Below are 23,453 nucleotides of genomic sequence, written 5' to 3'. Positions count from 1 at the left end.
TTTAGTGTCAGAATGAACATAAGAGTTTCCCAATTTGGAGTAACACATTAACACACATTTGAAAAGCGTGCGTAGGGTAAGGCAGGTGTGGATCGGTTTGCGGGGGTAGGTAGAGGGAGGTAACCGGGCGACCGCTACGGCCACCCGGTCAGGCTTACTTAATGTTTCATCATTTGGATGATGCGGTAGGTATTATCCCGCCCCAGTTTAACGGTAAAGTGGACCTTATCCCCCGCTTGAAAAGCGCTTAAATCAACCTTGTTGCTCACCGGTAAATCCATGGTCATGCCGGGCCAGCCCAGCGCGGGGATGGGGTCGTGGGTTAAGTTGACCCGCGCCTGTTTGGCATCCACATGGTGGATCAGGCCCATGGCATCGGCTTGGTTAGATGGCTGCTCCTGTGCCATGGTGCTGTGATCCATAGCCGCAGGAGCCATGCTATGGCCACTGTGATCCATGGTGCTATGAGAATCGGCCATGGCTTGCCCAGAGAGCAGAAGTAGGGCGGCACACACAGTAATAAGGCGTTTTTGCATGCTCATTCTCCAGAATGTAGGGTGGGGTTGGGTTCTATGGGTAGGCGACGGGCCTCCCACAGCATATAGAGGACGGGGATCACGATGAGGGTCATCAAGGTGGTGCTGAGCATACCCCCCACCATGGGCAGGGCAATACGGCGCATCACGTCTGAACCCGAGCCGTCGGTATAAAAAATGGGTAGCAGACCCGCTATAATCACCGCCACCGTCATTAATTTAGGGCGCACCCGCATGGCGGCCCCCGTTATAACGGCATCAAACAGGGCGCGGTGATTTTGGGGTTGGTCATGGCGCACCTGTTGGTCAATGTAGAGCAGCATAACCACCGCCGTTTCCACGGCGATTCCCCCCAGTGCAATAAAGCCCACCGCCACCGCCACCGACAGATGATAGTCGGCCAGATAGACCGCCCATAATCCCCCCACCAAGCCAAAGGGCAGCGCGGTCATGACCATCATGGTGCGGTCTAGGCGGCCAAAGTGGATCATCAACAGCAGCAGAATAATGGCGGCGGCGGCGGGGATGGCGATATTTAGGCGTTGGCGGGCTTCCATCATCTGCTCATACTGGCCCGACCAAGTGATGGCGTAACCGGGGGGAAGCGGAACGACCTTGGCGATGTGCGCTTGGGCTTCGGTCACATAGCCGCCCATATCCCGCCCGCTCATATCCACAAAGACCCAGCCGGTAAGGCGAGCATCCTCGGATTTAATCATGGGGGGCCCTTCGGCATAGGTAATGGTGGCCAACTCACCCAGGGGAATGTGCTGTCCCATGGGGGTAGGGACCAAAATCTCGGCCAAATCCTGCTCCGACTCGCGGAAGGGGCGGTCATAGCGCATCTGAATATTATAGCGCTCCCGTCCCTGGATGCTCTCGGCGATCTTCATGCCCCCCAGCGCGGTCTGAATAATGGATTGAAACAGAGCAAGATCAATATTGCGTCGCGCCAACTCTTCCCGATTGGGGTCAATCTCCAGATAGCGCCCGCCGCTCACCCGGTCGGCAAAGGCACTGCGGGTACCGCGTACATCCTTGACGGCGGCCTCCACATCCAGGGCGATGCGGCCAATCTCTTGCAAATCTTGACCAGAAATTTTAATGCCCACCGGTGTACGGATGCCGGTGGAGATCATATCCATACGAATTTTGATGGGATACCCCCAACTGTTGACCAATCCGGGCAGTTTAACCCGTTGGTCAAGCTCTTTGATGAGCCCCTCCACATCCAGACCAGTGCGCCACTGGGCCTTGGGTTTAAGTTTGATCCAGCTCTCAATCATGGAGATGGGCGCGGGATCGGTGGCGGTATCGGCGCGTCCCAGCTTGCCAAACACCCGTTCAACCTCTGGCACCGTCATGATCAGGCGGTTGGTCTGGGCCAAAATCTCTTTGGCTTTGCCAATGGAGACCCCCGGTAGGGTGGTGGGCATGTAGAGCAGCTCTCCTTCGTAAAGGGCGGGCATAAACTCGGAACCCAAATTCTTGAGCGGGATCTGTAGGCTCATTAACCCCACCACGGCCAGCAGCAGGGTAAACCAGCGCAGATGCAACGCGAGGCGTAAAATAGGCCGGTAAAGCCCGACAAAGAGTCGGTTAAGGGGGTTGCTTAGCTCTTTGAAAATGCGCCCTCGGATCAGCCACACCATAAGAATGGGCACGATTGTAACCGATAGAATAGAAGCAAATGCCATGGCGTAGGTTTTGGTATAGGCCAGGGGGGCAAACAGGCGATGGCTTTCACCGGTGAGGGCAAACACCGGCAAAAACGAAACGGTAATAATCAATAGGCTGAAAAAGAGCCCTGGTCCAACCTCTTGAGCCGCGACAATAAGCGCCTGCCTGCGGGCAGCCGCCGAGCGAGGTTGTGGCAAGTCGCTCAATTTGCGGTGGGCATTTTCGACCATGACAATGGAGGCGTCCACCATGGCGCCAATGGCAATGGCAATGCCGCCCAAGGACATAATATTGGCGGTGATGCCCTGGCTGGACATCAGGATAAAGGCCCCTAAAATACCCAAGGGTAGGGTGATGATGGCCACCAAGGCCGAACGCACGTGCAGCAAAAAAACCAGACAGACCAGGGCGACCACCAAGCCCTCTTCGAGCAATTTATGTTTAAGATAATCCACCGCATCCCGAATCAACGGGGCGCGGTCGTAGACGGTGCGTATCTCCACCCCAGCGGGTAATCCGGGGCGCAGTTGGGCCAGCTTGGCTTGCACGGCTTCAATGACAGTAAGCGCATTTTCCCCAGAGCGCATCACCACAATGCCCCCCACCACCTCGCCCTCACCATTGAGTTCCACAACCCCTCGGCGTAGTTCAGGACCCTCCACCACGCGGGCGACATCGGTGAGCAGTACCGGACGGCCATTTTTGGCGTAGACCACCACCTGTTGCAGATCGTGCAGTGAGGTGACATAACCCTTCGAGCGAATCATCAACTCGGTTTCGGCCCGTTCTAAAACCCGCCCCCCCACCTCTAAGCTGGCGGCTTTGACCGCCTGTTGCACCCGGCTGAGGGGCACATCAAAGGCGCGGAGTCGGTTGGGGTCAATACGCACCTGATATTCGCGCACAAAGCCCCCCACCGAGGCAACCTCGGAGACACCGGGCACGGTGGCCAGCTCAAATTTTAAAAACCAATCCTGTAACGCACGCAGCTCCGCCAGATCGTGTTGGCCGGTGGGGTCTACCAACGCATATTGAAAGATCCATCCCACCCCGGTGGCGTCTGGTCCCATGCGGGGGGTGGCCTTGTCGGGCAGATCTTTCTGCACGGTGGCCAAGGCTTCGGCCACCCGACTACGGGCCCAATACATGTCCACCCCATCTTGAAAGATGACATAAACAAAGCTGGTGCCAAACATGGAAAAACCACGCACCGCCTGAGTCTTGGGTAGACCAAGCAGGGTGGTGGAGAGGGGATAGGTAACCAGATCTTCCACAATCTGCGGGGCTTGACCGGGAAACTCGGTGCGGATAATCACCTGGGTGTCGGAAAGATCGGGAATGGCATCCAGTGGGGTACGCTGCACCGCCAACACCCCCGCGACAGCCAAACCAAGGGTGAGTATCACCACAATGAGCTGATGGTGGATGGACCACTCAATCAGACGGGCAATCATGGATTGGGTGGGATCGTGCCCCGCGCTGGGGGGGGTGTGAGGGGTATCAGCCATGATTGGCCTCATGGGCCGCCGGGTAGGGTATGGCTTGGCTGGGACCAGGACCGTAGGGTGAGGCGGCTTCGGCGCCAAGTTGCAGCCAATAACGCGCGGGGCTTCCCTGATGTTGGAAAAGATGCAGCCCCTTGGCTTGATAGTGTTGGGCGGCACCCTGTTGTATCCAGGGTTGCAGGGCTTGCACCAGCTGATCCAGCGCAGTGAGCAGCTCGGCTTGGGTGCGTGCCTGTTGGGCCCTACTTAGGGCATCTTCAGCCTGGGTGAGAATCGCCCCCAAACGGGTCTGGCCAAAGTGTGGCCAGAGCAGGCTTTTAATATCCCGAGCAGGTTGCAACTGCGTCGGTTCTACGGCGTAGCCATCTATGTGGGCCTCATGGATATAGAGGGCGGCATCCACCAAATGATCGAGCATGGCAAGTTGGGCGGGGGTTGGCGCAAGCTGGTTAAGGGGGGGTTTGAGCCGCTCAAGCTTGGTAAAGGATTCCCCTAAAGCACTCTCAGAGTCGATGAGAAATTGCCCGGAGATCACCACCTGCTGCTGTTCGTCCAGACCTTCCAGGATTTCGGTAAAGCCACCGCTGGAGAGCCCCACCTTGACCGCTTTGGGCTGAAAGCGTCCCTCTCCTAGGGCCAGCACCACGTGGTAGCCTTGGGCATCGTTGAGCAATGCCCCGTCCGGCAGGGCCAGACGACGATCCACACCGACCTCGAACAGCACATCCGCATAGGCCCCGGGGCGCAGGGCGCCATCCTGATTATCCAGCAGCAAGCGGACCGTGCCGGTGCGGCTGGCAGCATCAATGATGGGGTGAATATAATCAATTTTTGTCGCCACCTTACGCCCAGGCAGGTGGGGTAGCAGCACACGTACGGGGGTCTGTTTGGTGATGCGGGAGAGATCTTTCTCCGCCACGCTGGCGTTAAGCCACACCCGGCTGTAGTCCTGGATCACCGCTAGGGTCATCCCCGGTTTGACATAACTGCCTTGGCGGACCTCCAAGCGGCTGAGGGTGCCGCTGCCTTCGGCGTAAAAGGGTACCCGCTCGGAGAGGCTTTTTTCCGCGATCCAACGGTTAATCAAGCGGCGTTCCACCCCCAGTGCCAGCAAGCGTTGGGTGGCCGCGTGCAGACGCCCACCCCCCTGCTGTTGAGCGGCGCTGAGCAGATCCCGCTGCGCGGCCACCAGATCGGGACTAAACAGTCGGTAGAGTTCCATGCCCTGCTGAATGGTGTCGCCTACCGCAGTAACCTGCAATTTTTCAATCCAGCCAGCGACACGGCTGGCCACCACACTTTGGGCGCGTTCATTTTCCATCACCATGCCAAAAGCACGGATACGGCGACCAAACTCGGTCCATTGGGGGATGCCGTAGCGTACCCCCATATTTTGAATGGTCTCCGGGGCAATGGTGACAGCGTTGCGTGGATTATCCGGGCTGCTGCTGGTGGGGCGCTCGCCCGCCGCCAAGGGTACCAGATCCATGCCGCACAAGGGGCAGCTGCCCATCTGATCGGCAATATAGTGGGGGTGCATGGGGCAAGTGTAGCGTTGCACCGCTGGCTCGCCCCAACCCAACTGAGGCAAAATCAACAGCAAACAGAGCAGGGGGGTTGCAAGATAGCGCCGCATCATGGTTGCACCTGACTATAAAAAAGGGTGTGGATCTTGGCCGCCGCAATGGTTTGCAAGGCGCGATGACGGGCCAGATCCTCCCCCAATTTAATGCGGGTCATGGCTGGCTTGATGAGCTGTTCCAATGAGGCTTCACCAGCCTCATAGCGGCGGTTCATGGCCGCTTCCAACTCACGGATCTCCTGCTGACGTTTGGTAATGGCCTTGAGTAACTGACCACTGGTGTGATACTCCGCCAGGGCTGTGTCATAGCTGGCTCGGCTGCTGCGTAGGGCGTCATCCACCAGCAACTTGGCCTCATCGACCGCCACTTTGGCAGCGGCGATCTTGGGTTTTTGGTTCCACTTGGCCCATAGGGGCACGCTGATGGTGGCCGTTATGCTGTACCAATCCTCGCCACTAAAATTTTTACCATCCTCACGCTGTTGCCACATGGCGTTAACCCCATAATCGGGGCGCAGGCTGGCTTGGGTAATCTCCACCTGCCTGCTGGCCATGGCCTGTTTAATCTGGGCAATCTCAACCGCGATGGGGGTGTGGTTCTGCCACGTTAAGGGTTGCAGGGCCGGGGGGGCGATACGGGGGCTCTGCTGCACCAACTGCTCTAGGGTGGCTTTGTGGCGCTGATCCTCCCCTTCCTGCAACAAAAGCTGCTCTTGGAGTTGGCTGTGCTGAATATCCAGCGCCTCAACCTCTCCATAGGCAGGCTTACCGGAGGCCATCTCGCCCTTGAGCCACTGATCCAGTTCGCTGATTTTATCCAATTGGGCCTGAATCACCTGTATGGTCTGGGCGATGCGTTGGCGTTGGGCGAGGCTGGTGATCAGTTGCAGGGTCAATTGCGCCTGGGTGTTTTTGGCTTGGGCAAGGGCGAGATCGCTGCGGTTAAGGGTGAGCGCACGGTTGGCACGTCGAGCGGTTAAATTGGGCAACGGTTGGGCAATGGCGATACTTTTATTGCTGGGCAAAAAACGGTCAAAACGGGTAGGGGTCTGGATCGGCACATTATTGATGCCCAGGGCAAGGGTGGGGTTGGGTAGCCCCATATCCCCTTGGGCGCGGGTGGCTTGGCCCAAGCCACTCTGCTCAAGGGCAGCTACGCTGGGGTGTTGCGCCAGCATCCCTTGCAGCTCAAAATAGCTGGGACTATCGCTCCCAGCCAGCGCGGTGCACGCTAAAAAAAGGGTGGCAAAGAGGGCCCCTAAATGCAACATGAGTTGGCATTCCTTTTTCTTTCGGACAGGTGGCCTATGGCCCGCTGGCCACGGGGGTGAGATTGCTGGATCTCAACCAGTGAACCATAGGCGCAACCTGAGAGTGGTTTGACACCACGGATCTAAGCATGGCAGATTTTATCAGGAATGGGCAGCGGGTTTAATGTAAATAATCTATTGAAATAGTGGCAAAATATTAGAATTTTATGACCGTTTCCCAAAATTGTTTCTGCGGTATGACCAAACCGTGCTTTCTGTCATACTTGTGTTATAGATTGGCGTTGGGTATCGCCCCTTGCCCAACGGTGCCCCTGTTACCCCATCCAGATCGAGCAAAGGCGCTTATCCATGACCCAGCAGGATCGCATACTGATCGTTGAAGATGACGAGCCCACCCGCACCATGGTAGCGGACTATCTGCGGGGTCATGGTTTTGAGGTGCGCACTCTCGCCAGCGGGGAAACGATGAACAGCACCCTCGCGGCGTGGCCGGCCGATGTCATTGTTATGGATCTCATGCTGCCCGGAGAGGATGGTTTAACGCTCTGTAAACGGTTGAGCGTAGACAAACAGACGGCGGATATTCCCATTATCATGCTGACCGCGCGGGGGGAGGAGACCGACCGCATCGTGGGGTTGGAGATGGGCGCTGATGACTATCTAAGCAAGCCCTTTAGTACCCGTGAACTCCTGGCGCGTCTGCGCAGTGTGTTGCGGCGTGCCCGGGCGATGCCCCGCAGCCACGCGGCCCCCCCCATTAACCATTACCATTTTGCGGGTTGGCACATGAATGTGCAGGCTCAGGAGCTCATCGCCCCCGATGGTTTGATCGTGGAGCTAACCCGGGGTGAAGCGACCCTGCTGTTGGCCTTTTTGCACCATCCCAATCAAATCTTGGATCGGGAACAGATTATGGCCTTCTATCAGCAGCGTCAGGCGGGTATCTATGACCGCAGTATTGATGTACAGGTTGGACGCCTGCGCAAACGTCTGCAAGAGCCCAAAGAGCCGCAATTGCTTAAAACCGTATGGGGTAAGGGCTATATTCTTAAAGCTGAGGTACAGGCGCGATGAGGCTGGCGCTGCTGCCGCGCACCCTCTCTGGGCAACTGCTGCTGATTTTGATGACCGGCATCTCCATGGTATTGGCTTTAAGTGCGGTGCTCCATCTGCATGAACGCAGTGAGGCGCTCTCGAACTACGGCAGTATTCAAGCGGCCTATCGGTTAAAGGGGGTGGTGGAGAATCTGGATCCGCTGTTGCCGCAGCAACGGCAGCAGATTCTGGGTCTGATGGAGAGTTCGCTGCAATTTATACAGATTATCGCGCCCAGCTCGGATGCGGTGATTGGCGATGCACCCTCGCACCCTATGGCCCAGCAGTTTTTACAGCGTTTACAGAGCGTATTTGGGGTGGGTTGGCAGATACGCGTTAAAATGTTGCAGTGGCAAGGCCCCCCCGAAACGCAGGATGTACACCAGCGCCACCACCGTCAACATATGGGGGGCATGCAGCGCATCTTTCCCGATGGTCTCTCCTTTTTGGCGCAGGTGCAACTGCGGGATGGCAACTGGGTTGAGTTTCACAACCATCTGCCCAAAGAGGTGTTTGATCGCCCCGACCATCTTTTTGGGGCGCTGTTGGCGCTGTTCATAGGGGTGATGCTGTTGGCGGTGGTGGCGGTGCGGTTGACCACCCGTCCCTTGACCCTGTTGGTGCAGGCGGCCCATGGTTTGGGGGAGGATCTCAATCGTCCCCCCTTACCCGTACAGGGTTGCCGTGAGCTGCGGCAAACGGCCCAAGCCCTCAACAGCTTGCAGGCCCGTATTAAACGCCATGTGCAGGAGCGCACGCAGCTGTTGGCGGCCATTTCCCACGATCTGCGTACCCCCTTAACCCGCATGCAACTGCGCACCGAGCGGCTCATTGAAGGGGATGTTCAGCACGCCTATTTTCAAGATATCAAAGAGATGGAGCAGATGATTCAGGGGGCGATGGCCTTCATCCAAGGCATGGAGCAGCAGGAGCCGTGGCAGCGGGTGGATCTGGCGGCGATGCTGGAGCGGTTACAGGAGGAGTTTGCCGAAATGGGCTACACCATCACTCTGGATGTGCCCGATCATCTGCCCTTTTGGGTCATGCGTACCAGTTTGAAGCGGGCACTAAGTAACCTCATAAGCAATGGGGTGCAGTATGGCCAACGGGTGGCGGTGAGCGCCATCGCTGAAGGGGATGGGGTTAAATTGAGCATCCGCGATCATGGTCCGGGCATCCCTGAGTCGGAATTTGCACGGGTGTTGGAGCCCTTTACCCGGTTGGAGGCCTCCCGCAGCCGTCATACCGGTGGGGTGGGGTTGGGGCTGGCCATTGCACGCAATATTATCCAGGCGCACGGGGGAGGGTTGCGGTTGCACAACCATCCCGATGGGGGGTTGCAGGTGGATGTCATGTTGGTGGCCAAAGATCCGCCATCACCGCATAAACCCGTATAGGGTAGGGGGATGTGACCCTGCGCTGGGCGACAGGAGAACGCCAGTGCGCGAGGGGTAGCAGGGTTGGTGAGTGGCAATCCTTTAGAGCAGGGAGAGGGTGTGGAGAGCTTTTGTGGGCGTATTAAACAGGTGGTCTTCCATAATCTGGAAAACGGTTATGCGGTGATGGTGGTGCGCCCGGATGAGGCCCCGGAGGAGACCCAGACGGTGGTGGGGGTGTTGGCGGCCCCGGCGGCGGAGATGCGCTTGTGTTTTCATGGCCAATGGGAGAGCAACGCCAAGTTTGGTCGGCAATTTAAGGCCGAGCGCATGGAGCCCCTGGGGACCACCCTGCGGGAGGCTATTGTACTGTTTTTGCAGAGTGGCTCCATCAAGGGCATTGGCAAGACCATGGCCAACCGCTTGGTCGAGCGGTTTGGTGAAGCGCTGTTTGAGGTGATGGATGAGCGTCCCGAAGCGCTGCTGGAGGTGCGTGGGGTGGGTAAGGCCAACCATGGGCGTATCTTAAAAAATTGGCAAAAAGCACGGGACGATGCCCAACTGATGCTGTTGCTCTATCAACTGGGTTTTGGTGCGGCTTTGACCCGCGCGGTCAGTAAATGCCTGCGGGAAGCCGATCCCCAAGCCGACCCCCTCAAGATGGTGCAAGAGAACCCCTATCTGTTGGCGCAGGTGCGGGGCATCACCTTTCAGCGGGCCGATGCCGCCGCTCTGCAATTAGGGATGCAGCGTTTGGACCCGCGCCGTATTGAGGCGGGTATGCAGGAGATTTTAATACAATTGGCCAATAATGAGGGGCACACCCTGCTAGAAGAGCCCCGTTTTCACCAACAGCTAACGGTTTTGTTGGCCTTACAGGGGCACCAGGATCAGCTCAATTTGGTGCCCATGGTGTTGGAGCGTTTGGATCTTGGTCAGGGGCCGTTGGTGCGGGTATATGGTCGGGATGGCAGCCCTTTTGTGCAGCTTACCCGTTACCATGACTATGAAAAACAGATTGCTTACCATATCAGCCGTTTGCACGGGCCAAGCCCCATTGAGACCATTAGCGATGGCTGGATTGAGCGGGTGAGTCGCGGCCATTTTAGCCTCTCAGTGGATCAGCGTCAGGCGCTCAAGACCATTACCCAGGACAAGGTCGCCATTTTAACCGGTGGTCCTGGCATGGGTAAGACCACCATCACCCGCTATGTCATTGAGCATGCCGTAGAAAACAAGCAAACGGTTAAGCTGTGCGCCCCCACGGGGCGGGCGGCCAAGCAGTTGGCCGAGGCTACCGGGGAGGTGGCTTTGACCATCCACCGTTTAATGGGCAAGGGCAGTGATGAGTCTGTGGATGGTCAGCGTAAGTTTGAGTGTGATCTGCTGGTGGTGGATGAGAGCTCCATGATGGATGAGTGGATGGCCAGTTCACTGCTACAGATGTTACCGGACCACTGCCGCCTGTTATTGGTGGGGGATGCCGATCAGCTACCGTCGGTTGCAGCGGGGCGTGTGTTGCAGGATTTAATTCAGAGTGGGGTGGTGCCGGTGGCGCGCTTGACAGAGGTACACCGGCAGGCGGAGGGTTCGGGTATCGCCTTGGGGGCGGTGGAGATTTTGCATGGGCGGCGTCCACAGATGGCGCGGGATTTTAAATTTGTGGCGGTTACGGGCGGCATGGAGCATCTTCATCAGTGTGCCAATCGTATGCTGGAGGGCATAGACAAGATGATGCGCGTGGGGGGCATTGATGGGGCGGAGATCCAGGTGATTACTCCCATGCATGGTACCGAGGTGGGGGTAAAGGCGCTGAACGAGCGGCTCCATGAGCAGCTCAACCCCTATCAGGCGGGGCAGGAGGTGTTGGAGTTGGACGGCTTTGCCTATCGGGCGGGTTGCCGCATTATGCAGACCAAGAATGATTATGATCTGGAGCTGTTTAATGGGGACCAAGGGGAGATTGTGGAGATCAGCAAGGATGCCCAGGGGGAGCTTCAGGTCATTGCCAAATTTGATGAGGCGCAAAAGCTGTTGGATCGGGAGCAGATGGGTAACATTGTGCCCTGTTACGCCATTACTGTGCATAAAAGCCAGGGTGGGCAGTTTAACTATGTGGTTACGCCGGTGGTAACGGCCCATGGTAAGATGCTCTATCGCAACCTGTTTTATACCTGTGTGACGCGGGCGCGTAAGGGTGTGGTCTTGGTGGGCTCTTATGAGGCGTTGGTGATGGCGATCTCCTATAAGGAGAATATGCAGCGCAATACGGGTCTGTTGAGCCGTATCGAGGAGCGCATGGGTGGTGCAGTATAAGCCAGCGTGTTTAGAGATACCTGCCTAATCGTGAATCCCCCCATGGTTAGGGATGGTGGTTAGGTTTTACTCTGGGGGATCACACAAAGTAAGCGACCGGATATGAAACTGAAAGATCGAGAGCTGCTGGGTAAACTGAAAGGTAAGCACTACCCTTTGGTGATTTTGCTCTATGGGCAGGAGCAGGGGCGTATTGAGGATGCGGCGAAAAAGATTGAGCAGTGGGTATTGGGGCCGGATGCGGATGCGGATTTTGATCTGGAGCGTTTTTATGGGGGGGATCTGGATGAGGGGCGTTTTTTAAGTTCATGCCGGGCCATTCCCTTTCTATCGCCCATGCGTTTGGTGGTGGTTAAAGAGGCGGATAAGCTTCTATTACCCCTAAGAAAATCGTTTTTGAGCTATTTGGAAAACGAGCCTTCCAAGAGCAGTGTGGTGCTTTTTTTGGCGGATAACCTAGACGCTTCGCACACTTTGCGTAAGGGGTTAGAGAAGCATGAGCAGAGTTGGGTGGTCCCTTTTTATGCGCTCGCGGGGCGGGAGATGGGGGGGTGGATTGAGGAGCACCTGCGCTGTCATGGTTTTAGTGCGGCTGAGCCAGATTTGATCCCTCTGCTGGTACAGCTGTTGGAGGGGGACACCCGCAGTGCTGAGCAGGAGTTAGAGAAGCTGTTTCTTTATGTGGGTAAGCCAGGTCCCATTCGCCTAGAGGATGCCCGTGCCATTGTGGGTGAGGCGGCGTTGCACAGTGGTTTTGATTTGGCGGATGCGGTATTGCGGGGGGATGCGGCCAAGGCGTTGCATACGTTGGATGGTTTGGTGCAGGCGGGGGGGATGTCGGAGGCTTTGCCGTTATTGGGGTTGATTACCCAGCGTATTCGCCGTTTGGCTCAGGCGCAGGGGTGGATGCAGCGGGGTATGAGTGGGGATGAAGTTACCCGCAAGCTACGGATTTTTTGGAAAGAGAAAGATCACTTTTTGGCGCAGTGTCGGCAGGTATCGGCCAAGCATTTAGCGGAGGGTTTGATCACCTGTCAAAATGCGGATCGGCAGCTCAAGGGGGCGGAGGGTGCGCGCCCCCCTGAGCAGGTTTTGGGTATTATGATTTTGCGTCTTGCGCGGCTATTTGGCGGGCGTCCTTAATGCGATCTCGGCTGAGGGGGATGAGGGCGCCCAGCAGCACAGTCATACCCATAGCGCTGACGAAAAACAGGTTACCTTTGAGGGAGACGAAGGCGATGCCAGCCCATAGGGGGCCTAGCACGCGGCCCAGAGCGCCCATGGATTGGAACAGTCCCATCATGAGTCCTTGTTTATCTTTATCGGTATTGAGGCTGACCAGTGAAGAGAAGGCGGGGTGGACCAAACCGGCGCCTGTTGCGGCGAGGCCGAGGGCGATGAGCAGGGTGGTATAGTTGCTGGCTTGTCCTAGTAGCATCAAACCGAGGGCGATACAGATTAGGCCGCTGTAGGCGGTACGCACTTCGCCAATTTTGGGCACCAATCGCCGCACGATGCCACCTTGCACGATGGCCATAACCACTCCGACGAAGGCAAACAGGTGTCCATTTTCGGCCATGGTTTGGGATCCGCTATCCCAGCCCATGATGATTTGGGTCCAGAGGGGCAGGGCCATTTCAAAGGCGGCGAACAGGGTGATAAACAGGCCCATAAACAGGCAGACCATCAAGGCACCTGGGTAATTGCGCGCTTGTTTCCAGGGGTGTAGGGAGAGGGGGTGGGCGCGTTTGCTTAGGGGTTGTTGTTGTTCGGTGCTCAGGTCACGAGTTTCTGAGAGCAGGAAGAGAGCGGCCACGGCGTTGAGGCCGGTGATGAGGGCTGCGGCCAGGGGTGCGGCGCTGATCCCGTAGGTACTGGCGAGGTAGCCGCCCATGGCGGGGCCGAGCACGAAGCCTAGGCTAAAGGCGGCCCCGATGATGCCCATGGCTTGGGCGCGTTTTTCTGGGGGTGTTAGGTCGGCCATAGCGGCTTGGGCGGCGGCGATATTGGCCCCCATAAAGCCGGCCAGGGCGCGGGATAGGATGAGCACCATTAAGCTTTCGGCCAGACCATAGATCAGGTAGGAGAGGGCGGAGCCGAAGAGGCCGATGATTAACACGGGGCGGCGTCCGATGTGGTCGGAGAGGCGGCCCCAGAGGGGTGCAAAGAGAAATTGCATGAGGGAGTAGATCCCCATGAGCACGCCGATTTCCATGGTGGAGGCGTGGAACATGGGATCGCTGGCGTAGTTGGGTAGTAGGGGTAGGACCAATCCGAAACCGAGCAGGTCGAGAAACACGGTAAAGAAGATAATGCTGATGGTGCTTTTACGTTTCATGTAATCCAGGTCCTGTGGGTTTTGGACGGGTACCATGGTTGGTTTTTTTGGGTGAGGGACCATTTAACCATGGAAAGGGTTTGAGGAAAAGTTTCCGTCTGGTGTTGGGTTGTTGATAGGGATGTTTTTGGTGTATGGGGTTGGATTTGGGTTTATTTTTTTTATGTTTTGTTTGGGGTGATGGTTTGCCTGTGGTGGCATGGCTTTTATGATTAAAAAAAGGTTAGGGGGGGGCTGGGGGGAGAAGTTCTCTGTCTTCCCCCAGGGTTTTGCTTTTAATTTTATGATTTGTTGTTTTTTGACTTTTTTGCATGTATTCAAGGTTTGGCACTGAACGGCATGGCTTTTATGATTAAAAAAAGGTTAGAGGGGGGTCTGGGGGGAGAAGTTCTCTGTCTTCCCCCAGGGTTTTGCTTTTAATTTTTTGACTTTTTTGCATGTATTCAAGGTTTGGCACTGAACGGCATGGCTTTTATGATTAAAAAAAGGTTAGAGGGGGGTCTGGGGGGAGAAGTTCTCTGTCTTCCCCCAGGGTTTTGCTTTTAATTTTTTGACTTTTTTGCATGTACTCAAGGTTTGGCACCGAACGGCATGGCTTTTATGATTAAAAAAAGGTTAGAGGGGGGTCTGGGGGGAGAAGTTCTCTGTCTTCCCCCAGGGTTTTGCTTTTAATTTTTTGACTTTTTTGCTTTTAGGCTCGCCCTTCGCTAGGGGAGCTAAGCGGCGTTTTTTTGCCGCTTAGCGACCAGCGAGCCAGCCTTTTAATTCCTTAATGGGGGAAAATTGAGTTTTTTTTCAATTTTCCCCCATTAAGGAATGCCAAATGCCCCAGCGGGGGTTAGGTCTGGGCTGTGGCTGGGGGATGTAGAGCTTTATCCCCCAGCGCCTTTGTGCCTACAAGTTGTTCCCCCAACCCACCATGTGCCCAACCGCCCGCCACGCTGGCGCGTGACATCGCTACCCTAAGCCCCGTACCGCACCCCTACAAAACCCGTGCTCGCTTAAAAAAAATCCCTGCACCCTTGCTCCATCGGTACGGGGCTTTACAAAAGATCAAAAGATTTAAAAGTCAAAAGATCTCAGGGCTTCGCCCCGAACCCCACTGGGCTCCGCCCAGACCCGGCAGGGCGCCGCCCTGCACCCGCTGGGTGGGCAAGCAGAGCTTCCCCCCAGACCCCCCAATCCCTTTTAATAATGAGACTCCCTGGGCATAGAGGCATTCAGTTTCGAGTTGGGTTGTGGGTTGGGGGATGTAGAGCTTCCCCCCCCATCCACCATGTGCCCAACCGCCCGCCACGCTGGCGCGTGACATCGCTACCCTAAGCCCCGTACCGCACCCCTACAAAACCCGTGCTCGCTTAAAAAAAATCCCTGCACCCTTGCTCCATCGGTACGGGGCTTTACAAAAGATCAAAAGATTAAAAAAGTCAAAAGATCTCAGGGCTTCGCCCCGAACCCCACTGGGCTCCGCCCAGACCCGGCAGGGCGCCGCCCTGCACCCGCTGGGTGGGCAAGCAGAGCTTCCCCCCAGACCCCCCAATCCCTTTTAATAATGAGACTCCCTGGGCATATAAGCATTCAAGATCCCTCAAATACCCCCTCCACGCCTTCCCCCCCTTGCCCTACTTCAATAAACCCTCTATGTCCCGCACCTGCTCCCGGTTCATCGCCATCAGCGCCCGACTCATCGCCAACGCCTGACCCCCCATCGAACGATCCCCCTCCAATGACTCCCTATGGCGATACCACCGACTCAACACCGGCGGCTGGTTGCGATCCCTCAAAATATGCCAGCGCCCCTCCAAAACTAAAAAATCCCCCTCCGCATCCAACCTAAAAAGCTGCGTCTTTAAAATAAAACCCCCCCGAAATTGCCGATAACTATCATCCCCAACCACACGAGCACTGCCTAATAAATACGCCAAATTAATCTCAGTAACCCGATTTATACCCCGATTTAACGACTCCCCCCATACCGGACTCTCCGTCACAATAACACCACGACCCCCACGCCTAACCAACTCACTACGATCCACATAATCCGGTATCTCAACCGGCCTCAAAGATACCACCACCCCATCCAACGCTGGCACAACCCCCCCATCCACCATCGAGGTCAATAACAACTTACCCTCCCCACCATGGCTACCCCCCACATCCGTCTTCGACGCCAATGTTGAGCAGCCACTTAAAACAAATAATACGATCATGCCAAATAATATGCGCATTCAACCAAACCCCACCCGCTACTTGTTCTTACCAAACAATAAGGATTGTGGATCCTTCTCCAACGCCGTCGCCAAACTGCTCAACGACTCCGCCGCCGCCGATAAACTCTTCATCGTCGCCACCGCATGATCATGCAACGGCGCATCCGGTGCCACCACCGACTCCACCACCGATAACGTCCGCTTGGTCTGCAACAGCATCGCCTCCAACGCCTTTAAAGAACGATTAACCCCCTGCGTCGCCATGGGCACCTCCCGGCTAACCTGTGCCGAAAGCTCATTTAAATGACCCATCGTCGCCGATACCGCCGCAATCGCATCCTCAACCGCATGACTGTTAACCTGCCTGTTCAACCCCGCCAATGTCTCCTGCAACTCCTTGCCAATAGACTCCAACGGTAGCTTCTGTAACGTAACCAATACATTCTTTATGGCATTGGTCATCTCCGCAATCTCCGTCGGTAAAGTCGGTAACTCCACATAATCCGACGCCAAACCCGCCAAATGCACCGCCTCACCCGGATACCAATCCAAATCCACCAATAACTGCCCCGTGATCAAACTGCCCGTCTTTAACCGCGCCCGTAAACCCTGCGCCACCATCGCCGCCAATAACTGCTTGTCATCCCTAGGCGCATTCGCATCCCCTATAATCCGCTCCGGCTCAACCTCGACCAAGACCACAATGGGATAACGACCAACCTGCGGATCAAAACGCATCTGCACATCCAAAACCCGACCAACCCGTATGCCCCTCACCTCCACCGGTGCGCCAATCCTTAAACCCCGGACCGACTCCTCAAAAAAGAGTACAAATCGCACCTTCCGCTCATAAATGCGCTCCTCCACCGCCTCCCGACTGGGATACAAAGGGAAAATATGTCCCTGCTGCAAATCCCCCTTACTATCCAACGAATCCGGCGTATCAAACGCAATGCCCCCCGTCAATAAGGTCTCAACCGATTCCGTGTTTAATTGAAATCCATCCGCATTAACCGAGAGATCCAATCCGCTGGCGTTCCAAAAGCGCGTATTGCTGCGTATTTTGTCAAAATAGGGCGATTTAATAAAAACATGCAGCAATACCCGGTTATTAGCGCTGTCTAAATCATGCCCCAATACCTTGCCAACCTGTATGCCACGGTAAAGAATCGGCGTACCACTGCGCATGGAACCCAAATTGGCCGTACTCAATAAAAAACGCTTGCCACTCTCGTCCGTCCTTAAAAAGGGCGGGGCCTCCAAACCCTGAAAACTATCAAATTGCTGCCCCGTCGAAACCGGGTCCATGGCAATATAAACCCCAGAAACAATCGTCTCTAAACCACTCACCTCACGCATGGATAACCGAGGATGCACCACCCAAAACCGTGTGCTGGCCGAAAGATGTTTGGCCATCAGCCGATCCATACGCACCCTTACCTCAACCTGCGTCAGATCATCACTTAACTGCATGCCCGTCACCATGCCCACATCCACCGACTTATACTTAACCCGCGTCTTGCCCGGTTGAATGGCGTCCGCGTTGGCAAAGGTAATGGTAATCTCCGGCCCCATGGCCTGCACATGCGCCACCGCCAACCACACCACATATGCCGTCGCCAAAATAGGAATTAACCAAATCCAACGCGCACCATGCCGTTCACTCTTCTTAGGGTGGGCAAGGGGGCTGGGCAGTTCATCAAGCGCACCATTCACCAGCAGGGCTCCTCAACAGATACACGTTTAACAAACACCATGATCCCAAACAAAAGGGCATACATCTCTAAGATTCCGGCGACTCTTCCATAACATCCCAAATCAACCTAGGATCAAACGACTCCGCCGCAAACAGCGTAAACACAACCACCATACCAAAATAAAAGGCACCCGGTGCTGGCGTAATCGTCGCAACCGCCCCAAGCTCGACCAACGCCGTCAAAATCGTAATCACAAAAATATCCACCATCGACCAACGCCCAATCCAAGCCGTCAAACGGTAAAGCCGCAGCCGTGTGCGTGGCGCAACCCGGCTGCCCCGCTGAACCGATATCAACAACGTGGTCAGCGCCCCCAACTTGAGCATGGGTATGAACACACTGGCAACCAACACAATCAGGGCTAACGGCCACATGCCCGCCGTATAAAGTGAGATAACGCCACTTATAATGGTGTCTGAACTATATTGCCCCGCCTTCACAACCGACATGATGGGAAAGGTGTTAGAAGGAATATAGAGTAATGTCGCCGTTAACAGCAGTGCCCATGTGCGGGTAATCGACTGCGGACGCCGCACATGCAACTTACCCAAACAACGGGGGCATGGTCCCACATGGGCCACCGCCACCACCAAACCACACGCCTCGCAACGCTGTAGGTGATGTGCCATGGCACGAGGTGCGCGCTGACCATAGCGGCTGCTCATCGGGGCACCTGCCAGCGGCGCCACGCCAGTGCAGGCTCCAACGCCGCACCCGCCCGGCTGGTGGCCACCACCAAACCCACAAAGGCCCATAAACCCTGCTCCATGCTTACATGGGCCAGATCCCCCAGTTTGGTGGCCGCCACAATTAAGCCCAGCATATAAACCTCAAGCATGCTCCAGTGACGGATCACCCCCACCTGCCGGTAGAGTGGGGCTGCCCAATGGGGCGGTGGTGTGTCACGACGCATCAACCACGCCACAAACGCCAAACCGGCAATATGCAGCGTAGGCGCCAGCATGCCCGTCAATAATACCAAAGCCCCCACCACCGGGCTGCCACTCTCCCAAAGTGCAATGACCCCATCCAAAATAGAGCCTGCCTGCCATTGCCCACCCGCCTCCAACGCCATGAAAGGTAGGGTAATGGCAGGAATCAACAAAATTAAGCCACTCAGCGCCCACGCCAAAGCCCGCCGCGCACCCCCCTGTTTATAATGAAATAGGGTACTGTGACAGCGCACACAGTGAAACTGCCCCTCCGGTAAAGGGGTGGGTACTTTATGCAAGGTGTCACACCATGGACAGGCCATGGTATCGGTGGTAACTGGTGTTTGCATGGGCTCCCAACGGTGGTAAAGGTCAATCCAATACCCCACCATGATGCCATATCCCAACCCCAATGGGCAGGGGGGATCAAGGACCTTGCTGGTTAACCCCCATATGCAGGCGTTCGCTTAGGCAACGGTGTTCGCAAGGGTTTTTGACAGAGCCCCAGTTTAGACCGGATATTTTATGAATCCCTTCGAAGATCGCGTAGAGATTTGGCTTTTAAAGGATTTTTTAGCGCGCACGAGATACTTTCAAGCATTAAAAGTTCTCTAAAATTCAAAGTTCAAGCGAGCGCGTCTTGGATTCATGAAATATCCGGGTTAGCCGCATGCTAAAGTTTACAGCCTTGAGCTTGGGTGTCGTGGGGGGCGTAGACAGGTACTGGACACACAAAAGGGAGCGTTAGCTCCCTTTTGTGTGTCCAGTCTGGTTTTTTTATGGTGTTAAGGATACAGCAAACTACATGCGTGCGGTGGAGCCGCTTTGTCTGGTAGTGGTCTCCATAACCGCAGCGTTGGTACCGTTACTGCGGGTCAAAACCACAACCGGCACCCGACCCGTATTCTCGATTCTAACCTCATCCCCCGCACGGGGATTACGCAGCGTCACCATGCGAATGCCATCCACCACCAACTCCCGGCTGACATCCACACCCAAGCCCGGCGCGTTGTGGGTTAAATTAATCGGGGCAGGCTCCATAGATTCCAACTGCAACATCACCGAACGGTTGGCCCGCTCCCGCAAGGCCATGCGCGTGGTATGACCCGGCATTAAAATAAAACGGTTGGTCCACTCAACTTGCGCCTCAACCTGTTTATAGGCAATGTCACTCACCTCTAACCGTGGTGTATGCACCCCAGGTAAAATACGCTCCACCATCGGCGGCGATTGCAACACGATCAAAGCAACCCCCGCCGCAACCAAACCCGAAGCAAACGACAGCGGCTGAAAATGTAGATGGTGGGCACGGTGAACCCACTGTCAGAGCTGAACCACAGGATGGGGCGCATGGTCCGATGCACCACTCTCTCCACGTTCACGCTCAAGGGTGGCAACAATGGCGGCTGCGAGATCTACTTTAGGTAATGGCTGGCTAAGTTGCTGCCCCAAACGGTTGAGCGCCAGCTCGGTCTCTACCATCGCGCCCATGCGCGCCGGTAAGTCAACTCGCTCAGCCACAAGTTGGTAGAGCTTACGCATCTCACGGCGATCCAGATCGGCATCCAGACCTCGACTAAGAAGCTCTTCAACCTCTAACTCAGCATGGCGTTCTTGATTATTGGTTTCCGGCATCACGACCCACCCCTACGCCTTTCGGCGTTTTATGATTTCACAACCCGCTGTATCTCCCAATGCAGCTGGAGTGTCTAGTATAGATATCGCCCCAGGTGCGTGTAGCGTGATATTACAACCGCCCCCCGGTGCGCTCGCCGCGCTCTTGTGGCTCAAACTGATCCAACACGCCACCCTTGTGCAGAAGTTCTCGCAAATGTTTGCGCGCACGAAATACCCGTGTTTTTAACGCCGATAAAGAGATATCCGCCACCACAGCGGCCTCTTCATAACTCAACTCTTCCAATGAAATCAACGTCAGGGCTTCGCGCTGCTCTTCCGGTAGCTGCTCCATAGCCCGTTTGAGTAATTTCATACGGTCGGCCTCGTCCGCATAATCATGGGGCGTGGGCCGATCATCCGAAGTGTATTCCAAAACCGAATCATCGGTTATGTCATATCTGTAGTGGGGCGCACGGCCCCTAAAGTTGCGCGCCATATTGTGGGCAATGCCCAATAACCATGTTGAAAAAAGCGAATTACCTTGAAAACGTGAAAGATTTCTATACGCCTCTAAAAAAGTTTCCTGCGTTAAATCTTCGGCGTCTTCCGGTGAATGGATGTGACGCAACACAAAATGGTATACCCGCACCTGTAGCCGTCGCACCACCAAGGCATAAGCCTCGGGATGGCCGTTTAGGGCCTGTTTAAGATGCGCCGCATCTGGATCATTCGGCATAAATTCAAAGGGAGGGGGTAATATCATAAACGGCCCCCCTCACCTGTAACAAAGGTAGGGGTTAAGGTGCGCACAGAATTTTCTCCAAAATGCCGGTTATGCGGATTGTGCGGCCCGCATGGGCCTTGACCCGACAGTCCGATTTCCAGCCTGCCTGCGCACTGTTGGAGAGGGGGATGTAGCCAGACATCACGATCAATGGGGTGATCGTCTTGCTACACTGAACCTTGCTGCAACAAAGATGCGCCCCCGCCGCAATATCCCCCTCAAAAGGGCTGCTGTCTAAAGCTTGCACATGGATGCGTGCAGCTAGGGCATTCTGGACACAAAAAACAGGCGGCTCAGGCTCGGCTTGTGCAGGGGCCTGCTCCGGCTCGGCTTGTGCAGGGGCCTGCTCCGGCTCGGCTTGCGCAGGAAGGCTAACCAGCAGCAGGGCAGCAAATGACACGGCGATTAGGGCTCTCATGATGCTAGTGCAGCTCCCATTCTGGCGCTGTGTAAATAAAATTTAACCTAACCAAGGGGCCCGCATCCTTGTTTGGTCAGATGCCCAAGCCGCTGACCAAAGGTTAGCCTGTTCCCAAAAATTTACCAAGCATTAAACCATATTGGCCATACGCTCCAAAGCCCGCAAGGAGCGCTGCATAAGCTGCTGTAGGGCAAGCAACTGCTTTGCGATGGGCGGTGGTGGAGCGCCATAACAGAGCTTTTCCAACCGTCTGGCTTCATCACCCAAACGCCCCAGCGCCATATTAGAGGCCGCTCCAGCCAATTTATGCAGGGCCTGGGCCGCCTCATGGGCACGACCATCGGCAACCCCCTGTATGGCCTGTTGCAGATAATCTGGCCCGCTCTGTTGAAACATAACTACGGTTTCCAACAGCGCCGCGCGTTCCATAAGTGGCGCCATGCGTTGCCAATGTTGCTCGTCCAAAATGGCCTCAGTGCTGTGGGTACTCGGTGCTGTAGGTATCTCAGCGGCGGCTGGTGGTGGGGCGAGGAAGGTGGGTTGAAGATTTTGCAAAACATGGCAAAAATCCTCTTCCAATATGGGTTTTCGTAGTAAACCATTCATGCCTGCCGCCAAAACTTGGGGCACAATGGCGGCATCTTGGCTGGCGGTTATGGCAACAATCGGTAGGCCAGCACGCTTGCTATCTACATTCTGCCGAATGCGGCGACTAATGCGATACCCGTCGATGTCGGGGAGACCAATGTCTAAGAGCAGCAAATCCCAACTGGCCCGATAAAATTGGGTCAGGGCACCAATACCATCCTTCTCTACCGTGACCCGATGCCCCAGTGTCTGCAACAGCGCGGTGACTACCCGGCTGTTGATGGGGTCATCCTCCACCAGTAGGATATGCAGCGAATGGCGCGGGTTAAGCGGTTGCATCGTCAGACCCTTAGACAAACATGGGATGGCGCAATGCCCATCCCATGTTAAACCAATCTACCACACCAAGTACCTACCTATGCCTACGCTAAAGTAAGTTGGCCTTGCTGCCTATATTCAGTGGGTAAACATACCCGCGCGAATAAGCTCACGCTCCATCAACTCAATCTCACGCGCTCCAGAAACCACCACCTCAGGATGGGGAACATAGTCCAGTTCAGGATTTCGCCCCTCGTAGGGAACGGAGTTAAGAATGGCCAGCATGGCGTTTAAACGGGCCAAATATTTATCGTTGGAACGGATAATCGTCCAAGGCGCCCAGGGTGTGTGGGTGCCCTTGAGCATGCGATATTTCATCAAAGTAAAATCGTACCAGCGCTCTTGGGCCTGCATGTCAATTTCAGAAAGCTTCCACTGACGCAGATGGTCGGTTTGACGCCGCTCAAAACGGTTGGCCTGCTCATCTTTGGTCACAGAGAAGTAGAGTTTGACCAAAATGGTGTTACCATTCACCAGATCTTTCTCAAACGAGGTTACACCATCCATAAAATGGTGGTACTGCTCTTCCGTACAAAATCCAAAAATGGGCTCTACCACCGCGCGATTATACCAGCTACGGTCAAACAGCACCAACTCGCCCCCTGTGGGTAGCTGGGTGACATAACGCTGAAAATACCACTGGGTTTTCTGCTCCTCCGTGGGTTTGCCCAGGGCAACCACACGATAGTGCTTTTCGTTCATATAACGGGTTACACGGCGAATGGTGCCACCCTTTCCGGCTGCGTCGCGCCCCTCAAATAGCACAACCATCTTGAGCTGTTCGTGCTCTAAATAGTTTTGCAGCTTGATAAGCTCTGCCTGATAAGGCTTTAAGCTGCGCTCCTGTTTGTGACGCAGCATCGCTTTATCCGCTTTGCGCTTATAGTCACTAAAGCTCTGACGCAAGCGGCTGTTCTCATCACTAAGACGCCGGTTGTCCCGCAGCAGCTCTTCTACCGCCACTTTTTTGCCGTCCACAATGACATAATCTGGGTTCTCAGTGTTCATTCTCACCATTCCCATGTTGAGTAGGGGGTATTGCGGGGCTCAGCGCGCATGAGCAACGT

Annotated in this window: 19 protein-coding genes; 4 read left to right on the top strand and 15 right to left on the bottom strand. The window is 55.5% G+C overall.

Annotated elements, in window-relative coordinates:
- Positions 1–158: 158 nt before the first annotated feature.
- Genes MMC1_RS20635 through MMC1_RS17320 form a run of 4 tightly spaced genes read right to left on the bottom strand, consistent with a single transcriptional unit; the run spans position 159 to position 6,574 of the window.
- Complete coding sequence (locus tag MMC1_RS20635) at positions 159–536, bottom strand: copper-binding protein (RefSeq protein WP_011714931.1); 378 nt, start codon at positions 534–536, stop codon at positions 159–161.
- A gap of 2 nt (positions 537–538) precedes the next feature.
- On the bottom strand, positions 539–3,724 hold the full coding sequence (locus MMC1_RS17330; protein WP_011714930.1) for an efflux RND transporter permease subunit: 3,186 nt from the start codon (positions 3,722–3,724) through the stop codon (positions 539–541).
- The gene (locus tag MMC1_RS17325; RefSeq protein ID WP_011714929.1) at positions 3,717–5,360 is read right to left on the bottom strand and encodes an efflux RND transporter periplasmic adaptor subunit; all 1,644 of its coding nucleotides are present in this window, start codon (positions 5,358–5,360) and stop codon (positions 3,717–3,719) included. The genes MMC1_RS17330 and MMC1_RS17325 overlap by 8 nt, the downstream gene beginning before the upstream one ends.
- On the bottom strand, positions 5,357–6,574 hold the full coding sequence (locus tag MMC1_RS17320) for a TolC family protein (RefSeq protein ID WP_011714928.1): 1,218 nt from the start codon (positions 6,572–6,574) through the stop codon (positions 5,357–5,359). Before MMC1_RS17320 ends, MMC1_RS17325 begins: the two co-directional genes overlap by 4 nt.
- A gap of 348 nt (positions 6,575–6,922) precedes the next feature.
- Here MMC1_RS17320 and MMC1_RS17315 point away from each other — a divergent pair, with 348 nt between their 5' ends.
- The 4 genes from MMC1_RS17315 (at position 6,923) to holA (ending at position 12,504) form a co-directional block, all read left to right on the top strand.
- Entirely contained in the window at positions 6,923–7,648 is a 726-nt protein-coding gene (locus tag MMC1_RS17315) for a response regulator (RefSeq protein WP_011714927.1), read from the top strand.
- Positions 7,645–9,066 carry an ATP-binding protein gene (locus MMC1_RS20630; RefSeq protein ID WP_011714926.1) on the top strand — a complete coding sequence of 474 codons (1,422 nt, stop codon included), beginning with the start codon at positions 7,645–7,647 and terminating at the stop codon, positions 9,064–9,066. Before MMC1_RS17315 ends, MMC1_RS20630 begins: the two co-directional genes overlap by 4 nt.
- A gap of 66 nt (positions 9,067–9,132) precedes the next feature.
- Entirely contained in the window at positions 9,133–11,361 is a 2,229-nt protein-coding gene (gene recD2, locus MMC1_RS17305; RefSeq protein ID WP_011714925.1) for an SF1B family DNA helicase RecD2, read from the top strand.
- Between the two features lie 102 nt (positions 11,362–11,463).
- Positions 11,464–12,504 carry a DNA polymerase III subunit delta gene (gene holA / locus MMC1_RS20625; RefSeq protein WP_011714924.1) on the top strand — a complete coding sequence of 347 codons (1,041 nt, stop codon included), beginning with the start codon at positions 11,464–11,466 and terminating at the stop codon, positions 12,502–12,504.
- Here the strand turns inward: holA and MMC1_RS17295 are convergent.
- From MMC1_RS17295 to ppk2, 11 genes are all read right to left on the bottom strand, one after another.
- Positions 12,461–13,699, bottom strand: a complete 1,239-nt coding sequence (locus tag MMC1_RS17295) for an MFS transporter (protein ID WP_011714923.1) — start codon at positions 13,697–13,699, stop codon at positions 12,461–12,463. The two genes, holA and MMC1_RS17295, sit on opposite strands and share 44 nt — an antisense overlap.
- A 1,622-nt stretch (positions 13,700–15,321) precedes the next feature.
- A complete protein-coding gene (locus MMC1_RS20620) occupies positions 15,322–15,927 on the bottom strand; it encodes a PqiC family protein (protein WP_011714922.1) in 606 nt (201 codons plus the stop codon).
- An 18-nt stretch (positions 15,928–15,945) separates the two neighbouring features.
- Positions 15,946–17,625: a PqiB family protein gene (locus MMC1_RS17280; protein ID WP_011714921.1), complete on the bottom strand. Its 1,680-nt coding sequence runs from the start codon at positions 17,623–17,625 to the stop codon at positions 15,946–15,948.
- Between the two features lie 67 nt (positions 17,626–17,692).
- Positions 17,693–18,331, bottom strand: coding sequence for a paraquat-inducible protein A (locus MMC1_RS17275; protein ID WP_011714920.1), 639 nt, complete (start codon positions 18,329–18,331; stop codon positions 17,693–17,695).
- Positions 18,328–18,990, bottom strand: a complete 663-nt coding sequence (locus MMC1_RS17270) for a paraquat-inducible protein A (protein WP_011714919.1) — start codon at positions 18,988–18,990, stop codon at positions 18,328–18,330. Before MMC1_RS17270 ends, MMC1_RS17275 begins: the two co-directional genes overlap by 4 nt.
- A gap of 409 nt (positions 18,991–19,399) precedes the next feature.
- Positions 19,400–19,837 carry a hypothetical protein gene (locus MMC1_RS17265; protein ID WP_011714918.1) on the bottom strand — a complete coding sequence of 146 codons (438 nt, stop codon included), beginning with the start codon at positions 19,835–19,837 and terminating at the stop codon, positions 19,400–19,402.
- 84 nt (positions 19,838–19,921) lie between these two features.
- On the bottom strand, positions 19,922–20,236 hold the full coding sequence (locus MMC1_RS17260; protein WP_143711456.1) for a hypothetical protein: 315 nt from the start codon (positions 20,234–20,236) through the stop codon (positions 19,922–19,924).
- 109 nt (positions 20,237–20,345) lie between these two features.
- The gene (locus MMC1_RS17255) at positions 20,346–20,978 is read right to left on the bottom strand and encodes an RNA polymerase sigma factor (protein ID WP_011714916.1); all 633 of its coding nucleotides are present in this window, start codon (positions 20,976–20,978) and stop codon (positions 20,346–20,348) included.
- Positions 20,979–21,012: 34 nt separating this feature from the next.
- Positions 21,013–21,417, bottom strand: coding sequence for a hypothetical protein (locus tag MMC1_RS17250; protein ID WP_011714915.1), 405 nt, complete (start codon positions 21,415–21,417; stop codon positions 21,013–21,015).
- Between the two features lie 132 nt (positions 21,418–21,549).
- Complete coding sequence (locus MMC1_RS17245) at positions 21,550–22,347, bottom strand: Hpt domain-containing response regulator (RefSeq protein WP_011714914.1); 798 nt, start codon at positions 22,345–22,347, stop codon at positions 21,550–21,552.
- Positions 22,348–22,464: 117 nt separating this feature from the next.
- Entirely contained in the window at positions 22,465–23,394 is a 930-nt protein-coding gene (gene ppk2, locus MMC1_RS17240) for a polyphosphate kinase 2 (protein ID WP_011714913.1), read from the bottom strand.
- Positions 23,395–23,453: the final 59 nt, after the last annotated feature.

Origin of the sequence: Magnetococcus marinus MC-1, from assembly GCF_000014865.1 — a bacterium.
Classification (GTDB): Bacteria; Pseudomonadota; Magnetococcia; order Magnetococcales; family Magnetococcaceae; genus Magnetococcus; species Magnetococcus marinus.
This window is presented reverse-complemented; position numbering and strand designations above follow the sequence as displayed.

Coding starts and splice junctions, on each gene's coding strand:
- MMC1_RS20635 (WP_011714931.1), bottom strand. CDS start 536: ATGCAAAAACGCCTTATTACTGTGTGTGCCGCCCTACTTCTGCTCTCT.
- holA (WP_011714924.1), top strand. CDS start 11,464: ATGAAACTGAAAGATCGAGAGCTGCTGGGTAAACTGAAAGGTAAGCAC.
- MMC1_RS17255 (WP_011714916.1), bottom strand. CDS start 20,978: ATGATATTACCCCCTCCCTTTGAATTTATGCCGAATGATCCAGATGCG.
- ppk2 (WP_011714913.1), bottom strand. CDS start 23,394: ATGAACACTGAGAACCCAGATTATGTCATTGTGGACGGCAAAAAAGTG.
- MMC1_RS17245 (WP_011714914.1), bottom strand. CDS start 22,347: ATGCAACCGCTTAACCCGCGCCATTCGCTGCATATCCTACTGGTGGAG.
- MMC1_RS17275 (WP_011714920.1), bottom strand. CDS start 18,331: ATGAGCAGCCGCTATGGTCAGCGCGCACCTCGTGCCATGGCACATCAC.
- MMC1_RS17270 (WP_011714919.1), bottom strand. CDS start 18,990: ATGGTGGGGTATTGGATTGACCTTTACCACCGTTGGGAGCCCATGCAA.
- MMC1_RS17325 (WP_011714929.1), bottom strand. CDS start 5,360: ATGATGCGGCGCTATCTTGCAACCCCCCTGCTCTGTTTGCTGTTGATT.
- MMC1_RS17320 (WP_011714928.1), bottom strand. CDS start 6,574: ATGTTGCATTTAGGGGCCCTCTTTGCCACCCTTTTTTTAGCGTGCACC.
- MMC1_RS17315 (WP_011714927.1), top strand. CDS start 6,923: ATGACCCAGCAGGATCGCATACTGATCGTTGAAGATGACGAGCCCACC.
- MMC1_RS17250 (WP_011714915.1), bottom strand. CDS start 21,417: ATGAGAGCCCTAATCGCCGTGTCATTTGCTGCCCTGCTGCTGGTTAGC.
- MMC1_RS17330 (WP_011714930.1), bottom strand. CDS start 3,724: ATGGCTGATACCCCTCACACCCCCCCCAGCGCGGGGCACGATCCCACC.
- MMC1_RS20630 (WP_011714926.1), top strand. CDS start 7,645: ATGAGGCTGGCGCTGCTGCCGCGCACCCTCTCTGGGCAACTGCTGCTG.
- MMC1_RS20620 (WP_011714922.1), bottom strand. CDS start 15,927: ATGCGCATATTATTTGGCATGATCGTATTATTTGTTTTAAGTGGCTGC.
- MMC1_RS17295 (WP_011714923.1), bottom strand. CDS start 13,699: ATGAAACGTAAAAGCACCATCAGCATTATCTTCTTTACCGTGTTTCTC.